The organism is Mesorhizobium sp. PAMC28654, assembly GCF_020616515.1.
Lineage (GTDB): Bacteria > Pseudomonadota > Alphaproteobacteria > Rhizobiales > Rhizobiaceae > Mesorhizobium.
In genome coordinates, this window is the sequence record NZ_CP085135.1 from 6,311,144 (window position 1) to 6,328,267 (window position 17,124).

19 protein-coding genes, 1 tRNA gene and 2 pseudogenes are annotated in these 17,124 nt (G+C 61.8%); 17 read left to right on the top strand and 5 right to left on the bottom strand.

What is annotated here, in order from left to right:
* The first annotated feature begins 79 nt into the window (after positions 1-79).
* The 8 genes and pseudogenes from LGH82_RS31270 to LGH82_RS31305 all read left to right on the top strand — a co-directional run bounded on the left by LGH82_RS31270 (position 80) and on the right by LGH82_RS31305 (position 7,134).
* The gene (locus tag LGH82_RS31270) at positions 80-496 is read left to right on the top strand and encodes a hypothetical protein (RefSeq protein ID WP_227346374.1); all 417 of its coding nucleotides are present in this window, start codon (positions 80-82) and stop codon (positions 494-496) included.
* Complete coding sequence (locus LGH82_RS31275; RefSeq protein WP_227346375.1) at positions 489-842, top strand: hypothetical protein; 354 nt, start codon at positions 489-491, stop codon at positions 840-842. The genes LGH82_RS31270 and LGH82_RS31275 overlap by 8 nt, the downstream gene beginning before the upstream one ends.
* Positions 799-1,458: pseudogene (locus LGH82_RS31280) on the top strand (terminase large subunit domain-containing protein); the annotation flags it as partial. The gene LGH82_RS31275 and the pseudogene LGH82_RS31280, both read left to right, overlap by 44 nt.
* A gap of 264 nt (positions 1,459-1,722) precedes the next feature.
* Positions 1,723-2,493: pseudogene (locus tag LGH82_RS31285) on the top strand (terminase large subunit domain-containing protein); the annotation flags it as partial.
* A gap of 336 nt (positions 2,494-2,829) precedes the next feature.
* Positions 2,830-4,062: a hypothetical protein gene (locus LGH82_RS31290; RefSeq protein WP_227346376.1), complete on the top strand. Its 1,233-nt coding sequence runs from the start codon at positions 2,830-2,832 to the stop codon at positions 4,060-4,062.
* Positions 4,059-5,492, top strand: coding sequence for a hypothetical protein (locus tag LGH82_RS31295; protein ID WP_227346377.1), 1,434 nt, complete (start codon positions 4,059-4,061; stop codon positions 5,490-5,492). The genes LGH82_RS31290 and LGH82_RS31295 overlap by 4 nt, the downstream gene beginning before the upstream one ends.
* A 185-nt stretch (positions 5,493-5,677) precedes the next feature.
* Positions 5,678-5,950 carry a hypothetical protein gene (locus LGH82_RS31300; protein WP_227346378.1) on the top strand — a complete coding sequence of 91 codons (273 nt, stop codon included), beginning with the start codon at positions 5,678-5,680 and terminating at the stop codon, positions 5,948-5,950.
* A 200-nt stretch (positions 5,951-6,150) separates the two neighbouring features.
* The gene (locus tag LGH82_RS31305; RefSeq protein WP_227346379.1) at positions 6,151-7,134 is read left to right on the top strand and encodes an IS1595 family transposase; all 984 of its coding nucleotides are present in this window, start codon (positions 6,151-6,153) and stop codon (positions 7,132-7,134) included.
* Between the two features lie 308 nt (positions 7,135-7,442).
* On the opposite strand, the gene LGH82_RS31310 is transcribed toward LGH82_RS31305, so the two are convergent.
* Both LGH82_RS31310 and LGH82_RS31315 read right to left on the bottom strand, forming a co-directional pair.
* Positions 7,443-7,530, bottom strand: a tRNA-Asn gene (locus LGH82_RS31310).
* A gap of 20 nt (positions 7,531-7,550) precedes the next feature.
* Complete coding sequence (locus tag LGH82_RS31315; protein ID WP_227346380.1) at positions 7,551-7,697, bottom strand: hypothetical protein; 147 nt, start codon at positions 7,695-7,697, stop codon at positions 7,551-7,553.
* Between LGH82_RS31315 and LGH82_RS31320 the strand changes: the two genes are divergently transcribed.
* The 5 genes from LGH82_RS31320 to LGH82_RS31340 all read left to right on the top strand — a co-directional run bounded on the left by LGH82_RS31320 (position 7,696) and on the right by LGH82_RS31340 (position 12,483).
* Entirely contained in the window at positions 7,696-8,277 is a 582-nt protein-coding gene (locus LGH82_RS31320) for a hypothetical protein (RefSeq protein ID WP_227346381.1), read from the top strand. The two genes, LGH82_RS31315 and LGH82_RS31320, sit on opposite strands and share 2 nt — an antisense overlap.
* 498 nt (positions 8,278-8,775) lie before the next feature.
* Complete coding sequence (locus LGH82_RS31325; protein ID WP_227346382.1) at positions 8,776-9,171, top strand: hypothetical protein; 396 nt, start codon at positions 8,776-8,778, stop codon at positions 9,169-9,171.
* On the top strand, positions 9,141-9,335 hold the full coding sequence (locus LGH82_RS31330; protein ID WP_227346383.1) for a hypothetical protein: 195 nt from the start codon (positions 9,141-9,143) through the stop codon (positions 9,333-9,335). Before LGH82_RS31325 ends, LGH82_RS31330 begins: the two co-directional genes overlap by 31 nt.
* Before the next feature lie 316 nt (positions 9,336-9,651).
* The gene (locus LGH82_RS31335) at positions 9,652-11,760 is read left to right on the top strand and encodes a portal protein (RefSeq protein WP_227346384.1); all 2,109 of its coding nucleotides are present in this window, start codon (positions 9,652-9,654) and stop codon (positions 11,758-11,760) included.
* 519 nt (positions 11,761-12,279) lie between these two features.
* Positions 12,280-12,483 (top strand): hypothetical protein, encoded by a 204-nt coding sequence (locus LGH82_RS31340; RefSeq protein ID WP_227346386.1) that lies wholly within the window; start codon positions 12,280-12,282, stop codon positions 12,481-12,483.
* A 28-nt stretch (positions 12,484-12,511) separates the two neighbouring features.
* On the opposite strand, the gene LGH82_RS31345 is transcribed toward LGH82_RS31340, so the two are convergent.
* From LGH82_RS31345 to LGH82_RS31355, 3 genes are all read right to left on the bottom strand, one after another.
* Entirely contained in the window at positions 12,512-12,826 is a 315-nt protein-coding gene (locus LGH82_RS31345) for a hypothetical protein (protein WP_227346387.1), read from the bottom strand.
* Positions 12,827-12,974: 148 nt separating this feature from the next.
* A complete protein-coding gene (locus LGH82_RS31350) occupies positions 12,975-13,301 on the bottom strand; it encodes a glycine zipper domain-containing protein (protein WP_227346388.1) in 327 nt (108 codons plus the stop codon).
* Between the two features lie 56 nt (positions 13,302-13,357).
* Positions 13,358-13,528: a hypothetical protein gene (locus LGH82_RS31355; protein WP_227346389.1), complete on the bottom strand. Its 171-nt coding sequence runs from the start codon at positions 13,526-13,528 to the stop codon at positions 13,358-13,360.
* Between the two features lie 73 nt (positions 13,529-13,601).
* Here LGH82_RS31355 and LGH82_RS31360 point away from each other — a divergent pair, with 73 nt between their 5' ends.
* The 4 genes from LGH82_RS31360 (at position 13,602) to LGH82_RS31375 (ending at position 16,998) form a co-directional block, all read left to right on the top strand.
* Positions 13,602-14,177 carry a hypothetical protein gene (locus LGH82_RS31360; protein WP_227346390.1) on the top strand — a complete coding sequence of 192 codons (576 nt, stop codon included), beginning with the start codon at positions 13,602-13,604 and terminating at the stop codon, positions 14,175-14,177.
* Between the two features lie 119 nt (positions 14,178-14,296).
* Positions 14,297-15,205 (top strand): hypothetical protein, encoded by a 909-nt coding sequence (locus tag LGH82_RS31365; protein WP_227346391.1) that lies wholly within the window; start codon positions 14,297-14,299, stop codon positions 15,203-15,205.
* Between the two features lie 42 nt (positions 15,206-15,247).
* Positions 15,248-16,237, top strand: coding sequence for a Coat protein (locus tag LGH82_RS31370; RefSeq protein WP_227346392.1), 990 nt, complete (start codon positions 15,248-15,250; stop codon positions 16,235-16,237).
* 161 nt (positions 16,238-16,398) lie between these two features.
* A complete protein-coding gene (locus LGH82_RS31375; protein WP_227346393.1) occupies positions 16,399-16,998 on the top strand; it encodes a hypothetical protein in 600 nt (199 codons plus the stop codon).
* The last annotated feature ends 126 nt before the right edge of the window (positions 16,999-17,124 follow it).

Consider the following 17,124-nt stretch of genomic DNA (forward strand, 5'->3'; position numbering starts at 1 on the left):
GCCGCCGAGTCTCATCCTGATTGACGCTGAGTCTCACCTTGTTTGTCGCCGCGCACACTGGCTGTCATTAGAGAATCCCATGTCCACACGCTATGCCACCATCATCACCGACGATGACGGCCGCGAGGTCGTCAGCGGCATCGGCCAGTTCGAGGGCGCGACTCCCGAACTGCCGGCCGGGCGCGTCGAGGCGGTTGGCGCGGGCGTGCTGATCGGCATGGTATGGGGCGGGCCGGTCGATGCTTTCGGCGGGTTCGGTTTTCCGTCGGGTTCGGCCGGGGTTGAGGGCCCTGCAATTGGTCTTGCCTGGCCGAGCAAGCCGCGGCCCGAGGCGAAGCCAGAGGTCGTGCCCGGTGCCGCAGCCGCGCAAGGGCCGAAGAGGGCGGCGCGCAAGGCCAGGGCCAAACCCAAGCGCAAAAAGCCCGGCAAGGGCAAGAAGGCAGGGCGGGCCCGGATTGTTGAACCCGGTGCCGCCGAAGGCCCCGCCCATGACTGACGCGGGCGATATCGGCGGCTCCCGCAAGCCATCCGCGAAAGCCCGGCCCAAGCGGACGAAGAAGACGCTGGGCGACGATTTCCTCGAGGCGGTTCGGGCGGACTTCAAGGCACACGGTGCGGGCGTGATCGCCGAGGTGCGGGCCGACAAGCCCGACCAGTATCTCAAGATCGTGCTTTCGGTGCTGCCCAAGGATCTCAATGTCACCATCAACCAACTGGACGGGCTGAGCGATGACGAGATCCGCATCCGCATCCGCAGTCTCGAGGCCGTCCTCAGGCCGTTCCTCGAAGGGCGCGCCGATCGCGGCGAAGACGGAATATCTGGCGCTGCTGGCGGAGCTTGACCGCAGGCGCCGCACCAACCAACTGGGTGTTTACAGGCCGTATCAACGCCAGGCTGAATTTCACGCCGCAGGTGCCACAAACCGCGAGCGGCTGTTCATGGCCGGCAACCAGCTGGGCAAGACCAGGGCGGGCGGCGCCGAATGGGCCATGCACCTGACCGGCCGTTATCCCGACTGGTGGCAGGGCAAGGTTTTTGACAATGCTGTTCGCCTATGGGCCGCCGGCGTGACCGGCGAGGGCACGCGCGACAACCCGCAGCGCGTGCTGATGGGCCCGCCGCAGCAACAGGCGGCCTGGGGCACGGGCATGATCCCCGGCGACGCCATCGTCAACACCATCATGGGACGCGGCGCGCCAGGTGCGCTCGACAGTGTCGTGGTGCGGTGGGGCGGCGGCGGCGATGTGCAAGCCGGCGAAAGCGTGCTGTCGTTCAAGAGCTACGAAAAGGGCCGCGAGAAGTGGCAGGGCGAAACGCTACACGGCGTGTGGTTCGACGAGGAGCCGCCGCTCGACATCTATTCCGAAGGCCTGACCCGCACCAACGCCACCGGCGGCATCACCATCGTGACGTTTACGCCGTTGCTCGGGATGAGCGACGTGGTGCTGCTGTTTTTGTCTGCGGGTGAGGTGGAGGGAATGGGGAAGGGGTGACGAGCCTGCTTTCCCTTCTCCCCTGTGGGAGAAGGTGGCCGCGCGGAGCTCGGTCGGATGAGGGGTGCTCCAGCCTGGCACGGCCGGCGCTCCTTCCAGTACCCCTCAACCGTCTCGGCGCTACGCGCCGATCCACCTTCTCCCACAGGGGGAGAAGGCAAGAACCGTCGCGCCAGGTCGGAAAGGTCGTGCCGTGACAATACGATACCGCCAGCACCTCCCGACGTGATTCAGGAAGCTTTCATGTCCCGCCACGTCACCTTCATGACCATCGAGGATGCCGAGCACTATACGCCGCAGGAGCGCGCGGCGATCGTGGCCGCCTATCCCGCGCATGAGCGCGAGGCGCGTGCGGCGGGCATTCCGGTGCTGGGTTCGGGCCGCATCTTTCCGGTGGCCGAGGAGCTGATCGTCTGCGAGCCGTTCCGGCTGCCGCGCTACTGGCCGCGCATCGGGGCGCTCGACTTCGGCTGGGACCATCCGTCGGCCGCCGTCGAACTGGCTTGGGATACGGAGGCTGATGTCGTCTATGTCTCGAAAGCCATCCGCGCTTCGCAGCAGACACCGGCCATGCAGGCGCTGACGCTGAAGCCTTGGGGCGAATGGCTGCCCTGGGCATGGCCGCGCGACGGCCGCCGCGAAACGCTGGAAGGGGCGGGCGTGGCGCTGGCCCGGCAATATCAGGCGCATGGGCTGAACATGCTTTCCGGCCATGCCCGGTTTGCCGACGGCTCCGTCTCGGTCGAGGCCGGGCTGATGGAAATGCTCGACCGCATGCAGTCCGGCCGTTTCAAGGTTTTCTCGACGCTGACCGACTGGTTCGAGGAGTTCCGGCTCTATCACCGCAAGGACGGCCAGGTGGTAAAACTGCGCGACGATTTGATGTCGGCCACGCGCTATGGCGTGATGATGCTGAGGGAGGCGGTGATCGATCCCTCGGAGTTCAAGGCGGCAAGGCGACCGACCGGGCAGAGCGATCCTTTGGGGGCGTTTCGGTAGGGGCAAGGCTCCTTCACTTCGTCATCCCCGGGCTTGACCCGGGGATTCATGCCGCGACTTCCAGGCGTCGCGACGGTACAGAAATTCTGCCCCGCTGCACTCCTTGGCCGACGTCAGTGCCTCGATCCCAGGGTCCGCGTCGCTTCGCCCCTTGCTCCCGCCCGATGACGAAAGGTGGGCGCTTTCCGCGCGCCTGTAGCCCGTAACATCGGCCGTGGCCCCCAGAAATCATCGATCCACAACCCGCAAAAACACGGCGTGCAGCCTGCGATCCGGCCGGGCCGTGATCGCCGGCGCGGCGCGTCTTTTGTTCAGCCCGTTGGGCAGGAGCCGCCAATGGTCCACATCATCCCCCTCTCCATTGCCAATCGCCGGCTCGATACCGGCAATGCGGTGCAATATCCGCAGGGATCGCCAATCGGCCGCGCCATGCAGGGTTTCGGCGACGAGCTTTCCGCCGTCGCCGCGCGCTACCTGCAGATGAAAGACCAGCAGGAGGCGTTCGACGCCGAGCTGAAGCGTCGCCAGTTCAACGGCCGGGTGGCGCAGGTGGAAGACGAGGTGACCGCCAACGCATCGGCCGACGGCGCCGGCCTGCATGACGCCATGTATTCCGCCCAGGTCGATCCGCGCGGCGGAAAAGTGGTGAAGCCCAGCCTGTTCGACATGATGTTCGACGAGGCGTTGCCGAACATGCCCGAGAGCCAGCGCGCGGCTTTCGCCAACCAAAAGGATGCGCTGCGCAGGATCGGCTCGCTGCGCATGGCGCAGCGGCAGCTTCAGCGCCGCAATGATTATGAGCAGGCGCAGGTCGACACGGCGCTGAAGACCAGCGCCATCGCGATAGGCAAGGCCAACCCCGACGATCACGTCACCTTCGAAGCGGCCCGGCAGCAAGGGCTCGATCTGATCGACAAGATGGGGGTCGACCCAGGGATCAGGCAGCAGATGGTCAAGGACTGGTTCGGCACCGCAGCCAAGATGCGGTTCGAGGCGCTGATCGCCAAGGATCCCAAGCGAGCGCTGGAGATTTTTGGGGTAGGAATGCCGGGAGAGACCTCCGACAGCGCTGCCTCCCGTGTCCAGCCGGTCGGCTGGATCCGCGTTTCGGGCACCTCAGATGCGGCGGCGGCGAAGGGTGACCGTGTTGGCAAGCCGACGCCGGACGAAATATTGGCGCAGGCGTTCAGGGACGACCTTCCGTCGGAGAAACAGGCCGCGCTGGCCAGGAAGGCGGAGTTGGCTAGAACGGCTCAGAAGGTTGAGCTTCGCACCAACATTGGTCTCGCCGAGCAGAACGCGCCGACGCCATCGCACGCACTGGTGCTTATTCCGGCAAGATGCCTGGCCGGGACGGCTTCAGGATCGCCTATGGGCTCGACGAGGGCGACAGGCGCTTTCGGGACTTCGGCTGGCGGACCGATGTCGGTAGTCAGGTTTTCGGTATGCGCACGATGCCGAACCAGGCGATCCATGCCGCCCTTCGCGATGCCGATTCTGGGCCGAACGGTTCGGCGAAAGACAGGGATCGCCGTGAGGCCGCGGCCGTTGCGGTGGGGCTGGTCATGAATCACAGACGAGCCGATGCCGGGGGCTACGTCAGCGAAGCGTTCCCGGACATCGGTGCTGCCTGGAAAGCCGTGATCGGCGGCGGGCTTGAGGATCCAAACGGCTATGACAAGGACGCCTATGACCGAGCGATGGCCATGTCTATCGCCGCGCAGGAGCACCTGGGTGTCGAGAACATCCAGCCTGTGCCGCTGTCGGTTATCCGTGATCTCTCCGATAATCGTGACAGCCGGAGCATGTACCGGCAGGAGATCAATGCGAAAGTCAGCGCGCTGCTTGCTGGAACGTCCGGCCCTGTTGCCCGGGCAGCCGTGGCCCGGCAACTGGCCGATGCCGATCTTGGCTGGATCATTCCGGATGCGTCTGGCTACAAGGCCACTTCGATGCTTTCGGTATTCGCATCAGATGCGAAAGCCCTCGGCAAGGCAGCTGCCAATGCAGGGATCGGCGCAGCCGAACTCGCGGCCAAATTGGTCATCATGGCTGCCGACGGCAATACCCAGGCAACACTGAGCCCTCCCGATTTCACGGATGCTTACTTCGAGCCATCGAACCCTATCGAGAACGTGATGATGCATCAGGGATATGATGCAATCGGCTGGTCGATACCGGGACCAGGGCTTGGACGAACTGCTGCTGCCGAGAAAGGAATACCGCGCGCAATTGAATCGGTTGGATCTGGGGCGGCCGGGCGAGCGGAACTGCCTATCGGCAATTCAAGAGCGGCGAATAATCCTATTCCAGAAGTTGCGCCGGGTCAGGCCATTGCCGAGAAAACCGGGGAGGTGCGACCCGCCGCTGGAGAAACCACAGCGGCAGGAATACCGGCGAAGCGAAAGCCAGATTTCTTCCGGCAGCCGATCTCGTCGCTTGATGATCTTTATGCCGTATCGCCCAAGTGGCAGGCCGAACTTGAGGGCGCTGGTCACGACATTGCCGATCAGGTCGGTGCGAAACTCGTCACCAATGGCTTAAAAGAGAAGGCGACAGCGTACGAGAAGATTGAGCGCAATGAGTATAAAGATGCATCGAGGCTGATTGACATTGTCAGGATCAGTTTCGTGGTCAAATCTCCTGCGCAGGCCGATGAGGTCGTAGCTCGGCTTGCACAGCGCTATGCAATTCGTGACGGAAAGTGGTTTGGGAAGGCCAATGATTACTTCGACAGGAAGATAACGGTGCGCTTCGATGACGGCACATTGGGCGAGGTACAGTTGTTGGAACCGAACATGTACAGAGCCAAGCTTGAGCTCGGAGGGCAGGATCTCTACACGGCTAGCAGAGGTTTGAAAGAAGGAGATTCAAAGCTTGCGGATCTTCGGGAGCGGGAATCGGCTCTCTACGCAACAGCCCGCCATGATGCCGATCCGATCTGGAGCGAGTTGCTCGCGAAGGTGAAGGGCGGGTCAAGTTCGAAAAATTCTAAATAACCATGGTATCCATCCTTATCGGCAAACTGGAAGAGCTAAGGGATTGAATCCGCAGGTCCGCTTAGAATGCGCGGTTTGAAAGTGGCGATTAGATGTGAGCATTCGCGAATCCCTTCTTCGTACGTGCTTGCCTGAGAAATTCAAAATTCGGTGATATAATATACAAATCGATAGAAAGATTAGACATGAAAACAGTGTCGGACAATCGACCGCCAAACTTCGTTGATTGGGACAATCGCCCTGCCATTATCGGTGTCGGAGGCGCTTATGCGATGCTTGAGCCGAACTCTCATTGGGTCCGCGTCAGTGCCGTGGACGTGGCAAACAACGCCAACGTGCTAGATGAGCAGGAATGGCGGGACCAGTTCAAGGAGGAGTTCGGCGAACTCGAGCCCCCATTGGAACTCGCCAACACACGATCCGATGTCCTATGGCATTGGCGAGATAGTAAGAAATGAAACCATTATCAGACAATCGACGACCAAACTTCGTCGATTGGGACAACCGCCCCGCCATTATTGGTGCGGCAGGCGTGTATGCCATGCTTGAGCATCGTGTCTATGCTGGCCAGGAAGGACATTAAATAGGAATTTTTTCCTAATTATATACTTGACGTACCAGATGCAATTTGCGATAACGAATCCAAGGAGTTACCGCAATGTTCGATCTGACCAACGCCATTTACCACGACGCCGACAAGGCCCGCGAGCATCTGGAGGCTATCCATTGGCCCCACGGCCCGTTCTGCCCTCATTGCGGCAATGCCAATCCTGAGCGCATCACCAAGCTTGCCGGCAAGTCCACGCGCCCCGGCGTCTACAAGTGCAACGAATGCCGTGCGCCGTTCTCGGTCACTGTCGGCACCGTATTCGAGCGTTCGAAGATCGGCCTGCACAAGTGGGTGCTGGCCTCGCATCTCTACGCCTCGTCAAAGAAGGGCATGAGCGCTCACCAGCTGCACCGTATGCTTGGCGTCACCTACAAGACCGCGTGGTTCATGGCTCACCGCATCCGCGAAGCCATGAAGGAAGACGTTACCTCATCCGGCCCGCTTGGTGGCGAAGGAAAGACCGTTGAAGCGGATGAAACCTATATCGGCAAGCGCGAGACGCAGCGCGTTTCAGCACAGCGTAAGGGCCGTCCCTACACCAAGAAAGGCAAGTCAGGCGGCGCTCAGAAGCGCATTGTGGTTGGTCTTGTCGAGCGCGGCGGCAAAGCCCGCATGTTTCATTTGAACGACGCTACGGCCTCTACCGTCCGCGATGTGCTGGTCCGCAACGTTTCCCGCGATACGACGCTCTACACCGACTCATCGCGCCTCTACACCCGCACTGGCGAGGAGTACGTTTCGCACAAGACGACCAATCATGCCGCTGGCGAATACGTCCGCTACGAAGGCGCCGAGACGATCCACTCCAATACTGTTGAAGGCGTGTTCTCAGTGTTCAAGCGCGGCATGGTTGGCGTCTATCAGCATTGCGGCGAGGCCCATCTTCACCGCTATCTGGCCGAGTTCGATTTCCGCTACAATCGCCGCACGGCTCTGAAAGTCTCAGATGCAGAACGCGCTGAAGATTTGCTCCGCATGGCCCGCGACAAGCGCCTTACCTATCGGCGGATTGGTGAAGCCGGTCACGCCTAAGCAGAAGGCGCGTCGCTTTATGCGACTCAGGAAGGTAAAAACAAAGTAGGCCACACCGCCTTTGAGTGTGGCCTACTAAGTTTTTATCAGTGCACTGAGTTTGAGGTCACCCTCGCCATCAAGGGGCTTCCTAGTCCCTTGAAACGTCGAATCGCACGGTTTTACCCGGTGGTGAGCGATACAACGCCACTCATCCTTGCATTATATGGGTAATCAGAGACCTAACGCCAGAAAAAAACGCGGCGGGTTTATGTGGCACCCCGCCGCGCTGTCCTCCCCGACTGCCGGTCGAGCCGGTTTCAAGGACATGGCGAGAGTGACGGGAATCGAACCCGCGCGCCACCACAGCGACCTCAGATTAACAGTCCGGTGCCTTAACCACTAGGCAACACTCTCAAGGAGAGCAAATAGCAGATTCATTTTTGCTTTGCGACTCCAGCCTTTGCTGGATTACTGTTTTGCTGGGATTGTTCTTTCTTTTCTTTTGGCGCTGGTGGCGTCTTCAACAGGCGGCGCAAAACCTCGTCGCCCTTTTCCTGGTCTTTGTCTTTGGGAGTTTCCATGACCTCCAACCCTGATCCCTTGCGCAGCGTAGGCGCCGCTCTGTCAAATTGGTCGATGGTAGAGCTTCAATTAGCCAATCTTTTCTCTGCGGCGGCCGATATGAGAAGCCAACGCAACGCATATGCCCATTTTGACACTATCATCAGTTTTGATACGCGGCTGGCAATTTGTGACCGTCTGATGTCCTTGGAGGAAGTCGATGAGATCGAATCTACGATGTGGACGGTACTCTCTGCGAAGCTATCCAAGTCTTACAAGAAACGGCATGAGCTAGCGCATTTTTCGGCTAGGCACGACGATGACGGCGAGACCTGTATAGGGATAACGCCATTTAACACTTGGAGCAAATTCGCAGCCGGAACCGACAAAATTCTCACCATCTTAGATATCCAAGAGCGGGCCAAGAAATTTATAGATCTGCATATGGCCGTAGGCTGGTTCAGCGTTCAGGCGTTTTCGCGCCACGCAGGATCGCCCCCACAAGTTCAGCCAGAACCTGCCCTCGTTCCTCAGCTTCGGGCTTTAGCAATCCAGAGAATAGAAGCAAAGAAACGCCCCGGCTCACAACCTCAGAGCTGACTTCAATCTCGTTTTCAGTGACGGCCTGTCGCGACTCAGATGACATTTTCCACCTTAGTACGTCAAGTATATAATTAGGAATTTTTTCTTATACCCGATTGACGGGGTGAGGGCAGCAATGGTACATTTCTGTCCATGGTGCTGATTTGCGCCAACGGCCCGCCCTTGAGGCGGGTTTTGTTTTTTGCGCGATGGTCGGTCCGGATACATGCCGCGACGATTGCGACGGAACGCGGCGCCTCGGAATTCTTCATCCTCGCTGCGCTCGCAGGTCACGGCATGGATCCTATGTCTGCGCCGCGTCGCTACGCCCCTTGCTCCGCCATAGGATGACGAAAGGTGGGCATTGGCGCACCCTTTGCTAACGATGGTTTCGCCGACTGACGAAAGTCCATCCATGACCGTCCGCATCATTCCTGCCACGCTGCGCGATCTCTCCTACATCGCAGCCAATCTGCGCCCCGAAGACCGGGCCGAGATCGATTGCCAGCTTGACCATTGGTCACCGGCGCTCTTGGCGCTCACGGCACTCAGGGGTTTGCCTATGTCGCCGAGCTCGACGGCAATCCGGAGGCCGGGTTCGGAGCGGCCGAGCAACGGAGCGGGCTGTGGATCGCCTGGAGCTGGGGTACGCGCCGCATGAAGCGCTGTGTGCCGGGCATCACCGAGTTCTTTCACGGCGTACTTGGGCCGCAGGTCGCGGCTGGGGGAGCCTGGCGGGTCGAGGCGCGGGCGCTGGCCGCCAACGAATTGGCGCTGCGCTGGCTCGGCCGGCTGGGCGCCACACAACGCTGTCTGCTGCCAGGCTACGGCCGCAACGGCGAGGACTTTCCTTTACGATTGGACAAGAGAAGGCTGGAACCATGTGTCTGTTTCAAAAACCACCGGAACTGAAGCCGCTGCCGCCGGCGCCGACGATCGCCGACAAGGATGTGCAGGCGCGTGAGGCCGCGCTGCGGGCCGAGCTCGAGCAGAACAACGGTACCGCCGGCACGGTCAAGACCGACCTGTCGCCGACAGACCTGACCGGCCAGCGCCGCGTGCTGCTGGGGATCTGACCATGACCGCGATGAAGCGCACATTTCGCAAGCGCGTGTGGGAGTGGTGGATGTGGCGCCGGCATGCGCGGTCGCTGAAGCGGCGAGGCGGGTGAGATTAGCGATCTCCCCCCTCGTGGGGGAGATGCCCGGCAGGGCAGAGGGGGCGTGAAGGAACGCCGACCTTCATTTGCAAATCGAAGCAGGCCGCAAGGCAACACACAATAATGATTTCGGGCTGGAGGGACAGCGCCCCCCTCTGTCCTGCCGGACATCTCCCCCACGAGGGGGGAAATCGGCAGCTCCTGCCTTCGCGCCAAACAAGCGAGTTTCAAACATGAGCGATTCCCGCGCCCGAGATATTCTTTTGCGCCAGTCCGAATTCGAGACCGAGCGCAGCCAGTATGAGGCTGTGTGGGAGGCCGTCTCTGAATTCTGCGATCCCGATGCGCCCGACATCTGGAGCGGGCGGCGCGGCGGTCGTGCGGATTCGCAGGCCGAGCGGCAGGAGCGGCGGGGCAGCCGTGTCTACGCCAACACCATCAATTCGGCCGCCAACCGGCTGGCGGCCGGGCTGGAAAGCCTGATTATTCCGCAGTCGGAAAAATGGCATGGCCTGTCGACCGCCGCCATGAACGACGAGGAGACCGACGAGGAGAAGGAGTGGGCGGAGGCGCTGCGCGATTTCCTGTTCTCGCTGCGCTACTCCGCCAATTCCAACTTCGTCCCGGCCACGCAGGCGTGCCTGCGCAATGTCGTTCGCTACGGCCCGGCCTATCTCTACGCGGAGGAGGGGTTCGGCAACACGCTGATCCGCTATGCTTCGATCCCGGTGGCGGAAGGGTATCTCAGCCGCAACCGCTGGGGCCAGGTCGATACGTTCCACCGCCGCTACGAGCGCACGGCGCGGCAGGCGGCGCAGCTGCTGGGCTATGAAAAGCTTCCGGCGCGCATTCGCACGCTGGTCGACGATCCGGCGAAATGCGACGAAAAAATCTCACTGATCCAGTGCATCCAGCCGCGCGACGAGCGCAAGATGTACCGTCTGTCGGGCTCCTACCAGTATCTCGACACCGCCTATGCCTCCTACCACGTCATCGAGGACGAGGAGGCGATCGTGCGCGAAAGCGGCTTCGGCACCTTCCCGGTCTCCTGCTTCAACTGGCGCCGCTACGAGGGCGACCCCTACGGTATCTCGCCGACCATCGAGGCGCTGACCACGGTGCGCGAGGAAAACGCCGTTCGCCGCTCCGGCCTGCGCGCGCTGCAGCAGATCACCGATCCGGCCACCGCCTCGAAGGCCAGGCTCGACTATGTGCCGGTGCTCAATCCCGGCGAGAATTATCCCGGCCTGATCGACGACAGCGGGCGGCCGTTGATCGCGCCCATCACCACCGGGCAGAACCCGACCTACGCCTTCAACTATGCGCAGAGCCGGGCCGAGGAAATCCGCGACATGATGTTCGTCAACCTGTTCCAGACGCTGGTGCAGAACCCGCAGATGACCGCCACCGAAGCGCTGATCCGCCAGGAGGAGAAGGGCGCGCTGCTCGGCCCCTCCGGCTCGATCATCCAGGCGGGCTTCGCCACCAATCTCGACCGCGAGCTCGGCATCCTCGAGGACAAGGGACTTTACGACGACGACAGCCGCTTCGTGCCGCCTGAAACCCTGGCCGGCAAGACGGTGCGGCCGACCTTCACCGGCCCGCTCGGCGTGCTCAGGCGCTCGGCCGAGGCGCGCGACACCATCCAGGTGGTGACGACGGCCATGCAGATGGCGCAGTTCGATCCCGGCGTGATGGACAATATCGACAGCGACGAGGCGATCAAGATCGTGCAGAGCGCGGGCCGCAGCCCGCAGCGCATCTTCCGCCGCAAGGACGAGGTGGACGGCATGCGCAGCGCCCGCGCCCAGGCCCAGCAGGCGCAGACCGGCATGGCGGCCATCGCCGCCGCCGGCAAGGTGGCCAAGGACGCGGTGCCGGCCGGTGCAGGCCCGCGACAGCGGCTTGCTCGATGGGTTGCAGGGGCTGTTGCAGGGCGGCGGCGCGGGTGGACCGGCCGCGCAGGGCGCGCCGGCGACACAAAATGCGCCGGCCGGCGCCAGCGCGGCGGGCGGCGCATGAGCGGCAAGCGCTTTGCCCACTCAACGCAGGCCGGTGGTGCGGCCAAGGCGCGGGATGCGCTGACCAAGGCGTATCTCAGAGTCTTTTCAGGCGAGGATGGCGAGATGGTTCTGGCTGATCTCGCGGCGGCGACCGGCTACTACCGGCGCCCGTCCTATGGCGAGTGGATGGCCAGGACGAAAACGCCCGGCGGTTTCGAGCTGCACAGCGCCTTGAGCAATGCGCGCGCCGAGGTGGTGCAGCACATCATGGGGTTCTTGACGCTGGACGAGGAACAGTTGGTGGCGCTGGAGAAGGCGGCACGGCTGGAGGGTAGGTGAAGGGCTGAAGCTGCCCATCTCCCGTCTCGTGGGGGAGATCGGCTGTCGCGTGCGCCGCCCCTTCGTCATCCTCGGGCTTGACCCGGGGATCCACGCCGTGGCCATCGCCGAAGATTGCCGCGCATCAGAATTCTGAACCACTGCAACGCTCGAGGGGCACGGCATGGATCCCTTGGTCCGCGCGCGTCGCTTCGCTCCTTGCTTCGCCATAGGATGACGAAAGCCCGGTCAACGCCGAGCGTGTCCCCAAAACCCTCAGTCGAAACATCCCGCGAACGCGGCAGCCACGTGCGTGCGATCCGGCCCTGCCCATTTCGCTGCTTGGCGCTACGGGTCTGGTCGCCGCCGAGAAGACCATTGCTTCCGCGATAGACGGCAACTACGGCGACATGATTTTCAACGCCGTAGGCGTAGTGCCCCCCGAGCGACTGGCGTCCGCGGGCCTAAAACAAGCCGGCAAGACTGCAGAGCCTTTGGTTGGAGAACTCTCTCAAGAGGCGGAGGATGGCTTGAAAGCGAATGGGTCCCAAACTCCAGGCCATCTATGGTGGCGATGGACAATGGGACGACGCAATTGCACAGGCCATGCACATGCCTGACGAGATGCCGGAGGCAATCCGGGATATGTGGGCAAGGAACCAAAAAATCGCCCGCGACAACAATGTAACGCTCACGCCCCAGCAATTTGCCGAGATGTTCGTGGATAGTAACTTCGCGGATTGAGCCCTTATTCTCTCAAGTCGTGCCATAGCTAGAATTTGCTCAAATCCACGGTGATCCGCACCGGGCTGGTCTTGATGCCTGGCGGCCAACGCTTCTGGAGCGATTTCGCAAGTATCCGGGCCGCTCCCGCTGCCACCATTGAATGCGGCTCATAGGATACAGCGGTAACCGACTTGACCTTGCCGGCCTTGTCCAAAGTCACCTCGAAAACAGCTTTGACGCCATTGTTGACCGCCGCTCCCGGCAGGATCAGGCAGTCGCCGATTTTCCGTTCAAGGTCCGCCTCATTGGCCAGTGCCGTATCGGCGCACAGCACCAGCAGCAGGATCATCAAGCTCCGCATCGTCTCACCCCCAAAACGGAGGAAACGATAGCGCGAATTGCGATAGGAGCAAAGCCTCAATGCAACCACAGCGCGAGACAGGGTCTCCAGCGCTGTTCGTCATCCCCTGACGGCACCTTCTCCCCGTAACGGGGAGAAGGTGCTTCGATCAGTACTGCCCTCTGTAATAACGGTCGTCGCAAGGCGCGGTGTAGATTTGGCCGGAGCGGTTCTGGTAGCGGCAGAGCTGTTGGCCGCTCGGCTGCGGGGTGGTCGACTGGCCGATGACTGCGCCGAGCAGGGCGCCGCCTGCGGCACCGACCACGGTGCTTGCGGTGTTGCCGCCGAGCGCCTGGCCGACGAGAGCGCCGCCGGCGCCTCCGATCAGCGCGCCCGTGGTCGCCCGTTGCTGCGATTCCGACTGCGTCTCGCAGCCAGCCAGCGCGACTGTCGCGACGGTCATCAGCACGGCCACAATGGTTTTCTTCATAATCATCTTCGAGATCCTCTCTTGAAGCCCTGAGGTCCAGTGCGGGCGCATTGCGGCGGAACCTAGGCGCGGGGCCATACGATATAGGACATGGTTTCCGTTGCAATATCAGACATGGTTTCCGCCATCTTGACGATTTGATCGCGGCAGTCGTGCTGGAAGACAATTTGGCCGCGCCGGAAAAGATCATCCGGAACAAGATGATGGCGCGCCTCGCTGACGAGATGATTCAAGCCTCGTCGGAAAAGTTCTGCCCCGCGGCGGGTTCAGCCGAGAGACAAATCCCCCCAAGAATGGAGATACCACATGGCCCGAGGTCTTCCCCGGACGCTTTCCCGTGCCGCTGCCAGAGACGCCGGCTTCGTCCCACCCAAGGCGGGGCTTTCCGTCCAGACCACCGGGCAGGGCGGCGCCTACCGCACCGTGTTTTCCTTCAATGCCATGCAGGTGGCGGTCGCCGATGCACAAGCCTATGCCACCCAGAAGATCTTCGATTTCACCGAGGGCAAGATCCGTATCAAGGGCGGCACCGCCCGCATGCGGTTCGCGGTGCTGACGGCGCGGGCATCGACCATCAACGACAATGCGGCGCTGACCTGGTCGTTGGGCTCGGCGGCGGCATCGAGCGCCACGCTCGCTTCCACCATGGTCAATGTGCTGGCTTCGACCGCCCGCACGCTGGACGGCGCCGGGCTCAACCTGTCGGCCGCCTCGACCGCCGATGTCGTTGCCACCGCCTTCACCCTGGACGGCACAGTGACGCCGGCCGACCTGTTCCTCAACCTCGCCTTCGCCACCGGCACGGACATCGACGGCGACGGCACGCTGGCGGTGACCGGCACGATCACGCTGCTGTGGGAGCACTGGGGCGATAATATTTAGCGGTATCTCCCCCCTCGAGGGGGGAGATACCAAGCTTCGCCGCCGGCCGTCCCTTTCCGCTGTTCGTCAACTTGGGCAGCGGCAATTTCCTCTGAACATTTAAACAAGGAATCCATCACATGACAGATCTGGCAGACGCCGGGTCCGTGGCTGCGCGGCAGCCGGCGGGCAACCTTGCACGGCCACCGGCCAACGGGGAGAACGGGTCCGCCCCGCCGGCCGGCCAGAGTTGGTTTGACGGTCTTTCCGAAGGCAACCGTAAAATCGCTGAAACCAAGGGCTGGACCAAGCCTGAAAGCCTCGATCGGGTTTTCACATCCTATGCGGAGCTGGAGCGGCAGCAGGGCGAAAGCCTGCGCGTTCCAGCACCTGACGCGCCGAAGGAAGACTGGGACAGGTTCCATGCCCGGCTGCCGGAGACCATGCGTCCGGTTACATCGTCGGAAAAGGTCGAATACAGGCGGCCCGACGGGTTGCCCGAGGACTTCGCCTATTCGGACGAACTCGCCAACGCCTCCAAGGCCTGGGCGGTCGAAGCCGGCGCTTCGCCGAAGATCGCTCAGGCCTATCATGACAAGTTCGTCGGCTACATGGCCGAGCAGGCAAAGGCTCAAGCAACCGCGCTTGCCCGCTCGGTCGAGACCACCCATGACGACCTCGTCAAGGACTGGGGGCCGACCAACAGCGATGGCTTTCGCCAGCGTCTGGAGGTCGCCAACCGGGCGATGAAGAAGCTCGGCCTGGTCAATGCCTACAAGGCGAGGGGTATCCTCCTGCCGGACGGGGCCTTGACCGACCCGCAGATCGCCAAGGCGTTCCACGCCATTGGCGAGGCGATGTTCACAGAAGACACGATCGACGGCGGCGCGCGTTCAAGCGGAGGCAATCCGTTCAAGCGCAACGCCGCCGGCGAACGCAACCTGACCGACATTTCAGCCCTTGTCAGAAACGACCCCGCCCGCGCCCGGCGGCTGGCACGCGAGGCCGGCGAAAACCCGGCACTGTGGATGCCCGACAACCCTTTGTGAATTGGGCACCAGCCGCCAATCCAAACCTGAAGGAAGACCATAATGGCAGACGCCTATACCCGCATCGCGGACGCGATCGTTCCGTCCGTCTATGCGCAATACTCGTTCGAGGAACATGTGCAGTCTCTCGAAATCTACCAGGCCGGAATCCTGTTTTCCGACCCGTCCATCTCCTCGAAACTCTCGATGGGCGGCCGATCCGTCGACATGCCCGGCTGGAAGGACCTCGGCAACGATCCGTCCGAACCGGTCAACGACAATCCGGCCGACTCGATCGAAATGAAGAAGGTCGGCGCGCGCCGCGAAGTGGCGGCCCGCAATGTCCGCGCCCAGGCCTGGGGCATTCCCGACCTGACCTCGATCCTGGCCGGCGACGACCCGCAGAAGCTGATCGTGCGCCGCCAGACCGAATACTGGCAGCGCGCCAACAAGCTGACACTGCTCGGCATCCTCAAGGGTGTGCTGGCCGACAACGTCGCCAATGACGCCGGCGACCTGGTGCGCACCACCGGCGCTTCCATCGTCGACACGGACATCATCGAGGCCGCCTACCTGATGGGCGACCGCGCGGACAAGTTCAAGACGATCTGGATGCATTCCAAGCAGATGAAGGCGCTGAAGCTCGCCGATCTGATCGACTATGTGCCGTCCTCGCAGCAGGGCGGGCCGCTGATCCCCTACTACATGGGTCTGCGGGCCGTCGTCGATGACGACATTCCGGTGGCAACCGGCGTCTATACGGCCTTCATGTTCAAGGACAAGGCGATCCTGTGGAACGAGCTTCCGGTCAACACGGAAGGCGGCCCGCTGGAGTTCGACCGCAAGCCGCGCCAGGGCCATGGCGGCGGCGTCACCGAAATGGTCGGACGCCGGCACTTCGTGCCGCATGTGCCGGGCACGCGTTTCCTTGCCGCGTCGCTTGCTGGCGAATTCGCCACCGATGCCGAACTGGCGCTGGCGGCGAACTGGGACCGCACGGCCTCCAGCGTGAAGAACATGTCGTTCATCGCGCTGAAGACCACCGAGGCCTAGTGAGCTGACGAGGAGGGGCGGGTGCGAAAAGCGCCCGCTCCTTTTCAGAAATAGTGGCATTCTCTTTTCAAACCTTGACACGAGCTCTTTCCAAACCTTGGCACGAGAGATTTCGCAAGGCAGCATGCCGTCCAGCAACTGTGGATTGCTGTTGACCGCGCATGGTGCAATCGACTTGTTTGGGAGAGACTGGCGATGAGCTATTCAGCCACTCCGAGATCAGAAAGCACGATCTGTCCCATGCGCCTCGCAGCCACAATTCTGTTCCTGCTTTCCATCGCTGCACCTGCCGTTTCCGGCGAGATTTCCGAACCCGCCAAGGGCGTCAGCCTACCTACAAAAACAATCTGTGGTCGGCCAGGCTCGACCAACAGGACATCGTGCTGTCCTGCATGGCTTCGGCTTGCGGCGGCGATTGCGATGTTGTGCTGACCATGACCCCGACAGGTCTGAGATCGCACGAATTCTTCGATCGATTCCGGAACGAGATAAACAAGAATACTATCGTCAAGGCGTCCGAGTCCGGTTTGAATCCCGTTGTCGTCGACAAGCCGGCCATGGTCACGATCGACGGAAAGGAAGTCTCTATCTCCTCTGTCCGTCTCAGGCTTTTAGACTCACCCACGCGGATGTGGATGATGGTTGAAGAGGCGTCGTTCGGGGTGGTCACGCTCACTTGCAATAGCAGCGAGGACGAATACGAGATCGCTAGAAAGACGTGGTTGGACCTTGGGAAGGGCATTGTCATTCCGAAGAAGTGACGGTGACTCATTTCGCCGCACAATGAGAGAATGATGAGGCGTTGAAACAGCTCCCTGCCGGTGAGTGATTGGTAGACCGGATCCGGCCTTATTCATTGAATCGAAAATTTCCCCAGCCGCTTCGCA

What these genes read in the sequence shown, in the direction of transcription:
- LGH82_RS31270 (WP_227346374.1), top strand. Translation starts at nt 80, where the DNA reads ATGTCCACACGCTATGCCACCATCATCACCGACGATGACGGCCGCGAG.
- LGH82_RS31275 (WP_227346375.1), top strand. Translation starts at nt 489, where the DNA reads ATGACTGACGCGGGCGATATCGGCGGCTCCCGCAAGCCATCCGCGAAA.
- LGH82_RS31290 (WP_227346376.1), top strand. Translation starts at nt 2,830, where the DNA reads ATGGTCCACATCATCCCCCTCTCCATTGCCAATCGCCGGCTCGATACC.
- LGH82_RS31295 (WP_227346377.1), top strand. Translation starts at nt 4,059, where the DNA reads ATGAATCACAGACGAGCCGATGCCGGGGGCTACGTCAGCGAAGCGTTC.
- LGH82_RS31300 (WP_227346378.1), top strand. Translation starts at nt 5,678, where the DNA reads ATGAAAACAGTGTCGGACAATCGACCGCCAAACTTCGTTGATTGGGAC.
- LGH82_RS31305 (WP_227346379.1), top strand. Translation starts at nt 6,151, where the DNA reads ATGTTCGATCTGACCAACGCCATTTACCACGACGCCGACAAGGCCCGC.
- LGH82_RS31320 (WP_227346381.1), top strand. Translation starts at nt 7,696, where the DNA reads ATGACCTCCAACCCTGATCCCTTGCGCAGCGTAGGCGCCGCTCTGTCA.
- LGH82_RS31315 (WP_227346380.1), bottom strand. Translation starts at nt 7,697, where the DNA reads ATGGAAACTCCCAAAGACAAAGACCAGGAAAAGGGCGACGAGGTTTTG.
- LGH82_RS31330 (WP_227346383.1), top strand. Translation starts at nt 9,141, where the DNA reads ATGTGTCTGTTTCAAAAACCACCGGAACTGAAGCCGCTGCCGCCGGCG.
- LGH82_RS31335 (WP_227346384.1), top strand. Translation starts at nt 9,652, where the DNA reads ATGAGCGATTCCCGCGCCCGAGATATTCTTTTGCGCCAGTCCGAATTC.
- LGH82_RS31340 (WP_227346386.1), top strand. Translation starts at nt 12,280, where the DNA reads ATGGGTCCCAAACTCCAGGCCATCTATGGTGGCGATGGACAATGGGAC.
- LGH82_RS31345 (WP_227346387.1), bottom strand. Translation starts at nt 12,826, where the DNA reads ATGCGGAGCTTGATGATCCTGCTGCTGGTGCTGTGCGCCGATACGGCA.
- LGH82_RS31350 (WP_227346388.1), bottom strand. Translation starts at nt 13,301, where the DNA reads ATGATTATGAAGAAAACCATTGTGGCCGTGCTGATGACCGTCGCGACA.
- LGH82_RS31360 (WP_227346390.1), top strand. Translation starts at nt 13,602, where the DNA reads ATGGCCCGAGGTCTTCCCCGGACGCTTTCCCGTGCCGCTGCCAGAGAC.
- LGH82_RS31365 (WP_227346391.1), top strand. Translation starts at nt 14,297, where the DNA reads ATGACAGATCTGGCAGACGCCGGGTCCGTGGCTGCGCGGCAGCCGGCG.
- LGH82_RS31370 (WP_227346392.1), top strand. Translation starts at nt 15,248, where the DNA reads ATGGCAGACGCCTATACCCGCATCGCGGACGCGATCGTTCCGTCCGTC.
- LGH82_RS31375 (WP_227346393.1), top strand. Translation starts at nt 16,399, where the DNA reads ATGGTGCAATCGACTTGTTTGGGAGAGACTGGCGATGAGCTATTCAGC.